Source organism: Winogradskyella sp. Asnod2-B02-A, assembly GCF_045063645.1.
Taxonomy (GTDB): Bacteria; Bacteroidota; Bacteroidia; order Flavobacteriales; family Flavobacteriaceae; genus Winogradskyella.
The window spans coordinates 1-12,365 of sequence record NZ_JBEFOG010000013.1; the positions used below are offsets into that span (position 1 = coordinate 1).

Sequence of the window (12,365 nt, forward strand, 5' to 3'; positions counted from 1 at the left end):
GTTAGGAATAAGTTGATAGCTAGGGCATTTGCCGTGGTAAAAAGAGGAACACCGTATGTGGTCCTTCAGCAATATGCAGCTTAAAAAATAAAACTAAATTTTACTAGGATTTGATCTTGGAATACGTGTAAGATTAGTTGCGTGTTTAAGTAACTAATTTAGCAAATAAAAACCGAATAGAATATTCCGCAGGAATATTCGTAAGTAGGCTAGAACTAGCAATTAATTTTACACGATGTTAGCAACTGGTTTTATTATTGATTTTCAGATAATTCTATTAAAACTCTAATTGCTTTGTCTGAGTCTTTTTTATCAACGAAAATATGGTCGTGATAATAACCAGCAATTACATTGCAGCTAATATTGTTTTTTGCTAATTCCGTTGAAAATATAGCTGTCAAACCTACAGCATCAAGAGATGAGTGAATCATAAGTGTAATCCAAGAAGCGATATATTCATAGTTCAATTTCAGTTTGTCTGCTTTTTTTCTCTCAATAACAATAGTTATTCCTTCTTTTTCTTTGAATTCACAAATAGTATCTTTTCGGTCAATTATATTAATATCTTTTATTGTCGAAAACACATACTCTCCATCAATCAGTTTAGGCGTCATCCCTTTTATTAATTCCGATAAATTTGTTTCTCCAGCCATTTAATGTTTTGTTTTATATTTTATAAGCGAAATTAAAGATACAATAGTCCACACTCCCTCAAGTATTATAAATGGAATGTATTCCATAAGTATTGAAGCAAAACAAGCCATACTTGCACCAATAAGGTTCAGTAAAATAAAAGTCAAATCAGTGCTTTTTATTTTGCCAATTACATTAAGTATGTATGCTAATAGTATTTGAAAAACTCCAATAAAACCAATCCAATCTATATTATTCATTTGTTGCTTTTCAACTTGTTGCTAACGTTGTTGTGTATGGTTAGTTGCGTGGTTAAGCAACTAAGTTAATAAACATTTACGAACCCGTGAATATTCCGCAGGAATATTCGCAAGTAAGCTCAATAAAGCAATTAATTATACACGGTGTTGTGTGTAGTTTTTATTCTATTTATATTTTTATTCTTTGCTTTAATTCAGAAAGTTCTATCTCAATCTGTTTGTCTTTTGTGACTAATTTTAAATATCCTGTAATCGAATCATCATTTTTTATTAAAAAACAGAGGTTATCTGCTCTTTTAAAAAAAATAGCAGAATCGTATTTAACTTCTTCGATTTCTCCTTTTTCAATTCTTTCGTAAACAATTATTTCTGTTAGCTTGGATGTCGCACCTAAAAGAAGTGAACTAAAATTCGGATAGTGGATAAGCGAGTTTTTTAGTTTTGGGTCTTTCTTTGTTTTTATGTCAGCTGGTTTTTTCTCAATTCTTGCGTTTAATTCGAAATAATTAATTCCCTCTTTTTGTGTATCTGACCATTCATTTGTGATTATCAAATATTCCTCACGACTTATATTTATTGATATTGTTGTAGTCAAAATAAAATCAGTTCGTACATCCAATTGAAAATTTCCAGATTTAATTGATTGAACTGATTTGTTGAGCATATAATTCAACGCTTGTTCACTTTTCGAGTCTAATTTTTTTATGATTTTGTTCATTCAGTTGAAGTTGCTCAAATTACACACAACGGTTTAGTATATGGTTTGTTGCGTGATTAAGTCACTAAGTTAGTAAATAAAAACCGAATAGAAAGTCCGCAAGGACTTTCGTAAGCAGGCTAGAACCTAGCAATAAAATATATGCATTGTTACCTACAGTTTTTGTATTGATACATATTCATTAATAATTTTTTCCGATTCTGTCTTTGCAAATTTCATTTCCCATAATTCAGTTGTGGATTTAATTAAATTGGCTAAAAATGAACCACAATACATAATCAAAAATGATAACATCAAATTATTAAATTCACCATCAGTTTCCATTCCTTGTGTGAAGACTAATTGTGTCACAGATGTTGGCGATGAATGTGTATGAACAGACATTAACTTATAATAAGCACGAAACTCTTCTAAATCTAAATCACGTTTTTTAACGATTTCAAATTGAGTTAAAAGTGTACTTTTTTTCCCGTTGAGAATGAACTTTTTTGTTTGTTTATCTAATTTTTCAAAGTGAGGGTTGTTTTCAATTTTGTCTTTAAATTCACTTATTTTATTTTCTAAATATTCAACATTTTTTTCGTCGTAAAATATTCTATTAAAAATTAAATCGGTTGAAATATAATCGTGGTAATTTAGAATATCAATTCTAAATTCAAATTCATTCTGTTCAATGTTATCATCTATTAAATACCAGAAAATATTTGATAATTCTATTAAATTCCGACAAAGAGAGAAAACAGAAGAAATGTCAAGATAGTTTTCTTTGTCATCTGAATATTTACTATCAGGAATTAGTTTTAAAATTGAAAAACTGTTGTCTATTGCTTTTGCGAGTAGATGAGTTGATTTTGTTTTTATTTCGTCATCAACATATATTCCGCGAAAATGTTGAGATAAATCACAACCAATTTCGGTAAGTAGTTCAAAATCCGATATTACATTTGGTTGTTCTTTCAATCAGTTCTGTTTTTTTTGAAATTGTAGGTAACGTGTTTGTATATGGTTTGTTGCGTGTTTAAGCACTTAATTTAGCAAATAAAAACCGAATAGAAAATCCGCGAGGATTTTCGTAAGTAGGCTAGAACTAGCAATAAATTATATACGGTGTTAGCCACTGTGTTTTATTCAGTTATAAATTCTTTATTATTTTCTCTAATATACTTAATTCGTAAATCACTTATATTTTCGGAATCATACAGTTTATAAAATTCAGTGTCCAAATCGTTTAAAGGATTGTCTTTATATGATTCGCTAAAACTTTTCATAGTTCCATCGTCAAATTCCTCAAGTCTCTCTTTGTTTTCCGTAAATATGCTATTCGCACGTAAAGTCAATTCCGAGAATTTTTCCGCTCCAATAGTTTTAAATCCAATTTCAGCCATTTCAGCAAATTGTCCACTTGAATTAAAGTAGAATTGATTAAATCCACCATTATTAACTTCTGCTTCTAGCCACCAAGTCGAAAAGACTGCTTGTTGTCCTTTAGTTAATTTTGACATTTTATCTAAAGTGTAATGTTCTCCATTTTCAAAGTTGGTATCAATATTGTCCATAATTGCCTGTTCCAATTTGTCGTCAGGAATATTGGTCAAAATTTCGGGTGATAGCTTTTCGTAAATTTTCCGATTGTTGAATTCATCAACGCTTTTTTCGATAAGTAAATCCATTTCAGATTTTTCCTTATTCGGTTCATTTTTTCCTTTGCAACCGAAAAAACTTAAAATAGAAGTTAGAATCATTATCGTTATTATCCTTTTGTTCATTGCTTGGTTACATTGTGGCTAACGTGTTTGTGTTATGGCTAGTTGCGTTGGCAGGAACTAAGTTAATAAAAGAAACCGAACCTGTAGAAAATTCCGCAGGAATTTTCCGAGTAAGCACTGACTAGCAATTAGTTATACACGTTGTTGTGCAACGTATTTATAATTCCGAAAGTTCATAGTCTAACGATTTTATTAAATTCTCAAACTTTGATTTATCCATTTCAAAAGTTCCGTTATTACTAAATTCATAATAATTTTGCGAATGACCTTTTGTTAAATAAAAAGTCAATATTTCATTTTTGTCATTCACTAAATGAATTTTGAAATTGTACATACATTTATGAGGTTCAATTTCGTAAGCATTTTCCGTAAGAGTAAGAAATTCCGATATAATGGTTTTATCAGTTGTTTCTTTTTTTTCTTTTTCCGTTTCTATAATCAGTTTTTCAGGGTTTCTAAAATCAGATTTAATTTCGCCATATTTTTTTCCACAACTATGAAATAAAATCAAAATTAATATTAGTAATATGGTTTTTCTCATATGTTGCACAACGTGTTTGTGTATGGTTAGTTGCGTGGTTTAGCGACTAAGTTAACAAATACTTACGACATAGAAAATCCGAAGGGATTTTCGCACGTAAGCACGGAAAAGCAATTAATTATACACGGTGTTATATTTAGTTGTGAGACATATGAGTGAGTCATATCGTTTTAATTATTCGACAATCAATTTCATAATAGTCTCCTTAAAATCATTTCGTATTTTGATAAAATAAATTCCGTTTTCTAAATCCCTTACGTTAAATTTTATTTCAGAAAATGAGTTATTTATAGTTTTTAAATTCATTTTTTTTCCTTGAACATTGTAAATAGAGATATTAGAAATTTGATTTGAATACTGTATAGTAACTAAGTCATTAGATGGATTAGGAAACATTTTTAAGTTCTGATTTTTAAATGACTCAATACTTAAAGCAACATTCGATTCCAAATAATCTGGAATTCCACTATTGTCTGTGTCATCGTCTGTTGGGTCTCCATTATTGTTATAATCTTCATCGATTGTCAATATACCATCATTATCATCGTCATCGTCTAAATAATTTGCTAAACTATCCATATCAGTATTATCATCTTCTAAATTTCCATTAAAGTTTAAATCTTCGTCAGAATCTTTTACTCCATCAGAATCTGAATCGCTACAGTCGATTTCTATAATACTGAATGAATACTGATTAGAGCATTGAGTAAGAAAATTGGTTGCAATTACGTCATAATTTCCAGACTGGTCAATATTAAGACTACTTCCATAGGACATTAAAGAAACACCATTTAGATACCAATAGAAGAAATAGTCGGTCTCAGAAAGATTGGTGTTTATGTGTGTCGTTGAACCAGTATCACAAATAAATAAATCTCCACTCAAATTAATATTTGGTAAACTATTTATTATCAAAGTGATTGTTGTTGTGTCATAGTTTGATGAACTGTTTTCACTAACTCTACCATATATTGTTTCTGGATTAATAACATTTGTGTAAAGTGTTGGAAGTTGGTTTATGTTATTATCTGCATCTACTTGTGTTAAATGGTAAGTGACTGTGAAATCTGTTTGATTTTGATTTCCTAGAATTTGATAATCCATTACACTTAAATCAAATTGAGAAGAGTCATTAGAAAAATCGCCATCAGACTCTACATTATCATCGCATAGTTCATTAACCAAAGGTCCATTTGCAACTTGAGAATAGCATAAATTAATAAATAAAATTGTAGATAATAGTAAAAGTAAAGTTTGCTTCATTGTTTATGATTTTTGTTCGGATTATTTTTTGAGCAATTAAATATAACGTGTTTGTGTATGATTAGTTGCGTGGTTCAGCAACCAATTTAGCAAACTTTTACGAACCCGTGAAAATTCCGCAGGAATTTTCGCAAGTAGGCTAGAACCAAGCAATTAATTATACACGGTGTTGGCAGCCGTAGTTTTATTCACAATGTTCTTGTTTTATTTCTCTAAGTAATTTGAAATCGGTTATTTCTAAACCTAGTGATTCCGCTTTTTTAATTTTCGAACAAGCAATTTCAAGTGAATCTTGATAATAATAAACCATTGCCAAATTTGCGTAAAATGAGGATTGAGTAGAATCTAATTTTATACCTCGATTATAATCCTCTATAGCCTCATTATCTTTACGAATTTTATAATAGAGTAAACCTCTGTTGTTATAGAATTCAGGATAATTTGGATTAATACTTATTGCAGTATCGAGTAAAGCAATTGCAGTTTCTAATTCGTTTATTTTAGCGTGTGCTTCGGATAACTCAAAAAGTAAGCTTAGATTTTTAGGCTCTAGTTTTCTCCCTTTTTCATATACTTTTATCGCGTCAGAATAGAGTTGTTGGTTTTTTAAGTCGTTTCCTTTGTCATTAAGTTTTTTAGTTTCTGGAAGTTCAAATTCGAAAGGTATTGATTTAAAATAACTTTTAGGTTCACCATATCTATCATACCAAGATTGAGGTATATAAGGTCTTGGTGATTCGTTAAATTCAAAACCGAATAGAGGAATTGTCAATATTAAATATAGTAATGTTACTATTGTCAATTTTGTTTGCTTTTCTCTTTCGGTAATTAGATAAACTAGAGCAGAAATTATGAAAATTGGAAGAATTATCAATGTTGGATAATCTCCAAAAATATGATAGAGATACTTTGTGAATAGACAAAAAGACATTAATACTAATAAGATGTTTAGCACAATAATTTTTTTCGAAACTTTATTTTGAAATCCACTAATTGTTCTTTTTACATAAAAAATTAATAATCCTAAAAAGCCTAAAGTCAACAGAATATTTCCACCAACTATGTCATATAGTCTGAGTAAAATTCCAATTGGAATAAGAAGAATAGTTAGTATAAAGATAATGTTTTTCATAATTATAACTATGTGTTCAAATGATTACGGAATTTTTTGACTATTGCTGCCAACGTGATTGTGTATGGTTAGTTGCGTGTTTAAGCAACTAATTTAGTAAACAAAAACGAACGCGAGAAAATTCCGAAGGAATTTTCCAAATAGGCACTTGCCAAAGCAATTAATTATACACGGTGTTAGCAAAAGTTATTTCTCTAGTTTAAAAATAAATAGATCATCTGTGTGACTGTTGTTTGGGATGTCAAAATCACCATCAGTGCCAGCTGTACCTCCAATTAAATATATAAATTCGTTTGTTTCAATGATTTCTTTCACATTGTCACCAACATCACTATCACTTCCTAATCGTCTTTCAGAAACAACTTCTAAATTTTGAGTTAAAGTAATTAATCTCATGTTTTTTTCATTTGGTATGGCACTAGCATTTTTTAATATTAATCTTAAATTCCCATTATTGTCTTCTAAAATCCTAGATGCTCCATGCCGTTCATTAAAAGAGTTATCAAACAATAGATTACCATTGCTATCAAAAATTTCTATTTGAGTTTTATTAATATTACCATTATAGTTTTTAGTTAGAATGTTTCCATTATTAAGAACTAAAGCTAGCTGTTCGTTCCCTATTTTATTGCTTAAGTTTATATTAAAATCGCCTAACAATTCTAATGAAGAATTATAAATTTCACAATAAAAATTTTCGTAAAAGAAAGGATTATTTGCTATAAAATTTTCTTGGCCAAAAACATATGAAAGATCGTTTTTAATCAAGACTTTACAGTTATGAGTTGCATATATGTTTGTTGTTATATTATTAGTTTCAATAAAATTACCTGTATATGTATAACTATTAATAATTACATTATTAGATTCATACTTCATTGCATAAAATTTATCACTATTTGCTTGTAATCGATTATATCTAGTATTTGAAATAACACCATTATTCGTAACGCTACCATTAATATCTAATTCTATAAATTTGAGACCATCGTTTTGTTGATAAATAAAATATAAAACAGAACCTATTTTTTTGAATAAACTAAATTCAATAAAGTCATCTAACAACTCAAGGTCTCTTGTCCACTCTATAAATCCGTTAGAATTTACTTGACTAATTTTATAAGTAAAATTACTTTCTGCGTAAACGATTTGTATATTATCGTCAAGAACTATTGAAGAAATAGGGGTTGCTTCAGGTATCAACATTACATATTCTGGTTCTTGAAAATTACTATTATTATTCGATTCTTCAGAATTATTTGAATCATTGGTACATGAAATTAGCACAATGGTAAAGATTAAAAGTAGTTTTGTTATTTTCATATTAATTTTTGCTAACGTGATTGTGTATGGTTAGTTGCGTGGTTAAGCAACTAAGTTAGTAAACATTTACGAACCCGTGAAAATTCCGCAGGAATTTTCGCAAGTAGGCAAGAACCGAGCAATTAATTATACACGGTGTTACCTGCTGTTATTTTTCCATACATTTAATATTTTCTTTCGTTTTTTTCTATCTTTTCCTTTAGCTCTTTTTAACCTGTCATTTCTAAATAACCATTCCACATATCTTTCTTTAAATACTTTGCCATTCAGGTAATTGTCAATACCAAAATAATATTCAATTCGATTCGGATTATTTTCGCAAAAAGTCAGCGTGCAATTTTGAATTCTAGTAACTGTAAAATATGGCATAGGCTCAATTCTATCAGCCATTATTATTGCAATTTCTCCTTTAGTCAAATTCCGATTATAACATTCCGATTTAACTTTAGTCAAGGTTGAATCCGTAAAAAATTCCGCAAGAGTTATCAAAGAATTCTCTCCAAATGCTATTATTTGTTCGGCTTGATTAGTTTTTATTATTTCTTTTGAGTTTTCCGTTTCCGCAATCATATTTAGTAAAGAGTCAATTTCAGATTCGGTTTGAGAAAAACCCAAGTTGAGATTCAGAAGTAAAACTGATATTATTAAACTAAATTTTTTCATTTGTTTGCAAATTTACTCTTTACATAATTATTCAAAAACCTTAAATGAGTGAACTGACGTTTTTGTTTAGTTACAGGCGTTTTTTCATAATTGCAGGTAACGTGTTTGTGTATGGTTAGTTGCGTGGTTCAGCAACTAATTTAGCAAACTTTTACGAACCCGTGAAAATTCCGCAGGAATTTTCGCAAGTAGGCTAGAACAAAGCAATTAATTATACACGTTGTTATCTCTAGTTTTTACTTTTTCAATAATTCTTGTTCTATATCTAGATTTGAATCTTTGGGTAAATAGAATAATTGTCTTCCAGCCGACCATGCATCTAAATNCAACAATTCTTGACTTATTTCTGTTCTTTTTATGCAGTTCAGATTTAGAAGAAACATAAAGTTGATATTCTAAAAAATCCGAGAAGTTTAATGTGTATTCTAATTTCATTTCGTATTAATGCCAACGTGTTTGTATATGGTTTGTTGCGTGGTTTAAGCACTAAAGTTAGCAAATAAAAACCGAATAGAAAATCCGCGAGGATTTTCGTAAGTAGGCTAGAACCAAGCAATAAATTATATACGGTGTTATGTGCCGGCTTTATTTCGTTCGTTTAAATTCGGGTGTGCAAAAACTTCCAATTGCTCCACTTCCATAATTCAGCACAACGTTTTCTTTATAAAACATTTGAGAGCAGTCATCTGAATATTTTTCTTGTAATTCTAAATTCAAATTTTCATCAAATATTAAATAACTAAAAGCTCCCATTCCTTTAAATCCGTATTCTATTTCTGTTGGGTTTCTGTTAGAGATTCCCATACAATTCACATTGTCCAATTTATTATATAAATCAATAAATGTTTGATTTGTCCAGTCTAATTTTTCTTTAACTTCTATAAATGAATTTGTTATTCCGTGATATTTTTTATCATAATCACTTCGCGGATTTTCAGGTTCATAATCGTCAATATCTAAATCCCATTGTTGAAAAAGTAATTCACGCTTTTCTGAATTCTCAATTGGTTGGTAAACAAAGAAATCAATATTGTCGGATGAATTAAATCTTATTCGGATTATAAAGTCTTCAGGGACAATTTTATTATAGTGATTCTTTAGCTCAAGTATTTCAGTCTTATTTTCGTCATAGTTTTCAGTCAGCCCTTGTTTTGTTTTCATTCCGCAACTTGAAATGAAAAATAATATTATTAAAATGACTAAATTTTGTTGTTTCATCGATGTTTTTTCAGCTAGCACATAACGTGTTTGTATATGGTTTGTTGCGTGGTTTAAGCAACTAATTTAGTAAATAATTACAGACCAAGAAAGTCCGCGAGGACTTTCGTAAATAGGCAAGAAGCCAGCAATAAATTATATACGTTGTTGTGTACAGTTATTTATTCGTATTCATATATAAATTCGTTCCTCAATTTATCATTTCGAGCGAATTCTTTTTTTCTTTTGAGAATTCCATTTTTATCATAATTGAAAATAGTGTACTCTACGACAGCGTTCTTTTTTTTGTAAACTTTCTCAATTTTCCTAATTCCAAATTCGTTGTAATCGTAGCGATAGAAATGATAATCGTCGTCCTCTCTTTTTACTAATTGACCTCTCTTATTATATTCGTAAGTAAACTTTTTTCGGTGTTTTTTTCTAGTAGGAAATGTTTCGGAAATCAAAAGTCCATTTTTGAAATTATCTATTCTATACAAAACAGAATCTCTGTAATGTTCAATTCGTTTGAGTTTTCCAAATAGATTGTATTTGTAGTAGTTCTTTCCGTCTAAATCCGTTATGAATTCAAGTTTTCTGTTTCTTTTGTATTGTTTTTCAATTGTAGTTGAGATTCTTTTAAAATCTGGCTCATATTTTAATAAAACAATACTATCAGGATTTTTGAATTTATCGTAGTAAATATTTATAATTCCGTTTCCCATTCCAGAAACATGATTTTCAATATCTGCTCTTTTTTGAGATTCTATTTTTTCTCCTTTGTAGATAAAGAAATGTCCAAACTTCGACGAGTCATTTAGGAATTCCATTTTTTCATGATAGAATCCACTTTTATATTCAGTCAGTTTTGTCCAAAGAGTAGTATCGCTAGTTTTCGGATTTATATTCCATTCATATCTTATCGATTTAATTTCAGATGTGTCAATTTTTACTTGCGAAAAACTCGAAGTAGAAACTGAAATTAAAATGATAAGCAGAAAGTTTCTCATAATTGTACACAACGTGTTTGTATATGGTTTGTTGCGTGGTTAAGCACGTAATTTAGCAAATAAAAACTGAATAGAAAATCCGCGAGGATTTTCGTAAGTAGGTTAGAACTAGCAATAAATTATATACGGTGTTAGCCATAGTATTTTATTTTCCATTCAGCATATTATAAATCAACGCAGTCACTATAATATCACTTTCGGCATTATGTTCTTTCAAATTTGGTTTAAGTGCTTGCCATTCCTTTTTATTCCCAAACAATTTGTCAGCTGAATTATATAATGAAATTTTAAATCCATATTTATGTCCAAGTTGTTTTCCTGTCAATTTCATTGTGTCAACTTTGTTCTTTTTCTTTAATGAAAACGGAATTCCAGCTTTTACAAATTCAGCGTGCAATACTTTGTAGTCAAACGCAATATTGTGTCCAACAATGTCATCAACTTTTGATGAGGCAACAGTCAAAGCAGATAGAGCTTTTTCTAATTCCACGCCTTCTTTTTCACATATTTCGTTCGTAATTCCGTGAATTTTTATTGCTTGTTTTGGAATATCCTCTTTCTGTTTTATATAAAAAGTTTCTCCATCGTAATTTCCATTTATATCAACTAACATAAAAGCTAGTTGAACAATTCTTGGAAAGTTGTCTGAATGGTCAATAACATTTTGTTTTGTAACTCTAATCGAATTGTCATTTATTAATCCAGTTGTTTCTGTGTCGAGGATTAATGCAATTGGTTTGAATGTACTTTTATTTTTTACGGGTTGTAAAGCAAATTCTTTTTTAATTGTCTTTGTTACGACTTGTTTTTTTCCAGAATTAGTTGTCGAAGTGTTTTTATTCGACTTTTTCATTCTGCTAAATCCGACTATAATTAATACGATTGCAATTATGATTATTAAAAAGTCCATTCGTTGGTTTTATATTATGGCTAACGTGTTTATATATGGTTTGTTGCGTGGTTTAAGCAACTAATTTAGTAAATAATTACAGACCAAGAAAATCCGCGAGGATTTTCGTAAGTAAGCAATTAGCCAGCAATAAATTATATATGTTGTTGGCAACAGGCTTTCTTTTTTTCGTTCCGATTTTTATTTTATTCGTTCATTTCAATTATTAATTTTTCTCCGTAGTTCAGGTTTTTAAAGAAACTCAATTGTCTTTCAAATATATATCCGTTTTGCGTGAATTCCATATTTTGATTTTCAGTCTCGATTTTTAATTTCATTTCTTCTATTGAATATTCTCCTAGCACAATTCTAAAATATCTCGCAATTAATTTAGAAACTCCTAATTTCAACATAATCCACATTGGTGATAAAGTCAGAGGTTCAACGCTTTCTTTTCCACGTATTAATTTTATGTATTCAATTTCCGATTCTTTTATTGTCAACGCACTTGTTTTATTAGACAAGTTTGACCTTAAAAGAATTCCTCCTGAATATTTTTCAAAACTACATTTAGAGTTTTCTTTTATAAATTCCGTCGAATTATTTTTTGCTTTAAAAGACTTTAGATAAAATGATGAACTTCCAATTGCTTTCGGTTTTTTCCAATCGATTTTTGTCGGTTTTCCAATATTTTTCTCGATTGTTCTTGAGTTCATTTTTTTTCGTTGAGTTCGTTTTTCAGCTTGTTGCCAACGGTTTTGTATATGGTTTGTTGCGTGTTTCAAGCACCTAATTTAGTAAATAATTACCGACCAAGAAAGTCCGCGAGGACTTTCGCAAGTGGGCAAGAAGCCAGCAATAAATTATATACGGTGTTGTAAGTAGTGCTTTATATTATTCGTTTTAATTCAGTTAATTCGTTTTCCGATAAAGACTGTTTCCATAGTTCATTCACTAACCACAATCCGCT

At 29.5% G+C, this 12,365-nt stretch carries 14 protein-coding genes; all 14 read right to left on the minus strand.

Going from position 1 to position 12,365, the window contains the following annotated elements:
• Positions 1–254: 254 nt before the first annotated feature.
• Positions 255–653, minus strand: a complete 399-nt coding sequence (locus tag ACJJVO_RS00190; RefSeq protein ID WP_405568960.1) for an ACT domain-containing protein — start codon at positions 651–653, stop codon at positions 255–257.
• The gene (locus ACJJVO_RS00195) at positions 654–893 is read right to left on the minus strand and encodes a hypothetical protein (RefSeq protein WP_405568963.1); all 240 of its coding nucleotides are present in this window, start codon (positions 891–893) and stop codon (positions 654–656) included.
• 169 nt (positions 894–1,062) lie between these two features.
• Entirely contained in the window at positions 1,063–1,611 is a 549-nt protein-coding gene (locus ACJJVO_RS00200; RefSeq protein WP_405568965.1) for a hypothetical protein, read from the minus strand.
• A 153-nt stretch (positions 1,612–1,764) separates the two neighbouring features.
• Complete coding sequence (locus tag ACJJVO_RS00205; RefSeq protein WP_405568967.1) at positions 1,765–2,571, minus strand: DUF5677 domain-containing protein; 807 nt, start codon at positions 2,569–2,571, stop codon at positions 1,765–1,767.
• Positions 2,572–2,735: 164 nt separating this feature from the next.
• Positions 2,736–3,281: a DMP19 family protein gene (locus ACJJVO_RS00210; RefSeq protein WP_405568970.1), complete on the minus strand. Its 546-nt coding sequence runs from the start codon at positions 3,279–3,281 to the stop codon at positions 2,736–2,738.
• Positions 3,282–3,534: 253 nt separating this feature from the next.
• Positions 3,535–3,918: a hypothetical protein gene (locus ACJJVO_RS00215; protein ID WP_405568973.1), complete on the minus strand. Its 384-nt coding sequence runs from the start codon at positions 3,916–3,918 to the stop codon at positions 3,535–3,537.
• A gap of 174 nt (positions 3,919–4,092) precedes the next feature.
• Complete coding sequence (locus ACJJVO_RS00220) at positions 4,093–5,181, minus strand: T9SS type A sorting domain-containing protein (protein ID WP_405568975.1); 1,089 nt, start codon at positions 5,179–5,181, stop codon at positions 4,093–4,095.
• A gap of 184 nt (positions 5,182–5,365) precedes the next feature.
• Positions 5,366–6,313: a tetratricopeptide repeat protein gene (locus ACJJVO_RS00225; RefSeq protein WP_405568977.1), complete on the minus strand. Its 948-nt coding sequence runs from the start codon at positions 6,311–6,313 to the stop codon at positions 5,366–5,368.
• A gap of 186 nt (positions 6,314–6,499) precedes the next feature.
• Entirely contained in the window at positions 6,500–7,636 is a 1,137-nt protein-coding gene (locus tag ACJJVO_RS00230) for a hypothetical protein (RefSeq protein WP_405568979.1), read from the minus strand.
• A gap of 138 nt (positions 7,637–7,774) precedes the next feature.
• Positions 7,775–8,299: a hypothetical protein gene (locus tag ACJJVO_RS00235; protein ID WP_405568981.1), complete on the minus strand. Its 525-nt coding sequence runs from the start codon at positions 8,297–8,299 to the stop codon at positions 7,775–7,777.
• A gap of 585 nt (positions 8,300–8,884) precedes the next feature.
• Positions 8,885–9,517 (minus strand): hypothetical protein, encoded by a 633-nt coding sequence (locus ACJJVO_RS00240; RefSeq protein WP_405568983.1) that lies wholly within the window; start codon positions 9,515–9,517, stop codon positions 8,885–8,887.
• Between the two features lie 161 nt (positions 9,518–9,678).
• A complete protein-coding gene (locus tag ACJJVO_RS00245) occupies positions 9,679–10,506 on the minus strand; it encodes a hypothetical protein (RefSeq protein ID WP_405568985.1) in 828 nt (275 codons plus the stop codon).
• Between the two features lie 145 nt (positions 10,507–10,651).
• A complete protein-coding gene (locus ACJJVO_RS00250) occupies positions 10,652–11,416 on the minus strand; it encodes a 3'-5' exonuclease (RefSeq protein WP_405568988.1) in 765 nt (254 codons plus the stop codon).
• 185 nt (positions 11,417–11,601) lie between these two features.
• Positions 11,602–12,180 (minus strand): hypothetical protein, encoded by a 579-nt coding sequence (locus ACJJVO_RS00255; protein WP_405568990.1) that lies wholly within the window; start codon positions 12,178–12,180, stop codon positions 11,602–11,604.
• Between the last annotated feature and the right edge of the window lie 185 nt (positions 12,181–12,365).

What these genes read in the sequence shown, in the direction of transcription:
- ACJJVO_RS00190 (WP_405568960.1), bottom strand. Translation starts at nt 653, where the DNA reads ATGGCTGGAGAAACAAATTTATCGGAATTAATAAAAGGGATGACGCCT.
- ACJJVO_RS00195 (WP_405568963.1), bottom strand. Translation starts at nt 893, where the DNA reads ATGAATAATATAGATTGGATTGGTTTTATTGGAGTTTTTCAAATACTA.
- ACJJVO_RS00200 (WP_405568965.1), bottom strand. Translation starts at nt 1,611, where the DNA reads ATGAACAAAATCATAAAAAAATTAGACTCGAAAAGTGAACAAGCGTTG.
- ACJJVO_RS00210 (WP_405568970.1), bottom strand. Translation starts at nt 3,281, where the DNA reads ATGGATTTACTTATCGAAAAAAGCGTTGATGAATTCAACAATCGGAAA.
- ACJJVO_RS00215 (WP_405568973.1), bottom strand. Translation starts at nt 3,918, where the DNA reads ATGAGAAAAACCATATTACTAATATTAATTTTGATTTTATTTCATAGT.
- ACJJVO_RS00220 (WP_405568975.1), bottom strand. Translation starts at nt 5,181, where the DNA reads ATGAAGCAAACTTTACTTTTACTATTATCTACAATTTTATTTATTAAT.
- ACJJVO_RS00225 (WP_405568977.1), bottom strand. Translation starts at nt 6,313, where the DNA reads ATGAAAAACATTATCTTTATACTAACTATTCTTCTTATTCCAATTGGA.
- ACJJVO_RS00230 (WP_405568979.1), bottom strand. Translation starts at nt 7,636, where the DNA reads ATGAAAATAACAAAACTACTTTTAATCTTTACCATTGTGCTAATTTCA.
- ACJJVO_RS00235 (WP_405568981.1), bottom strand. Translation starts at nt 8,299, where the DNA reads ATGAAAAAATTTAGTTTAATAATATCAGTTTTACTTCTGAATCTCAAC.
- ACJJVO_RS00240 (WP_405568983.1), bottom strand. Translation starts at nt 9,517, where the DNA reads ATGAAACAACAAAATTTAGTCATTTTAATAATATTATTTTTCATTTCA.
- ACJJVO_RS00245 (WP_405568985.1), bottom strand. Translation starts at nt 10,506, where the DNA reads ATGAGAAACTTTCTGCTTATCATTTTAATTTCAGTTTCTACTTCGAGT.
- ACJJVO_RS00250 (WP_405568988.1), bottom strand. Translation starts at nt 11,416, where the DNA reads ATGGACTTTTTAATAATCATAATTGCAATCGTATTAATTATAGTCGGA.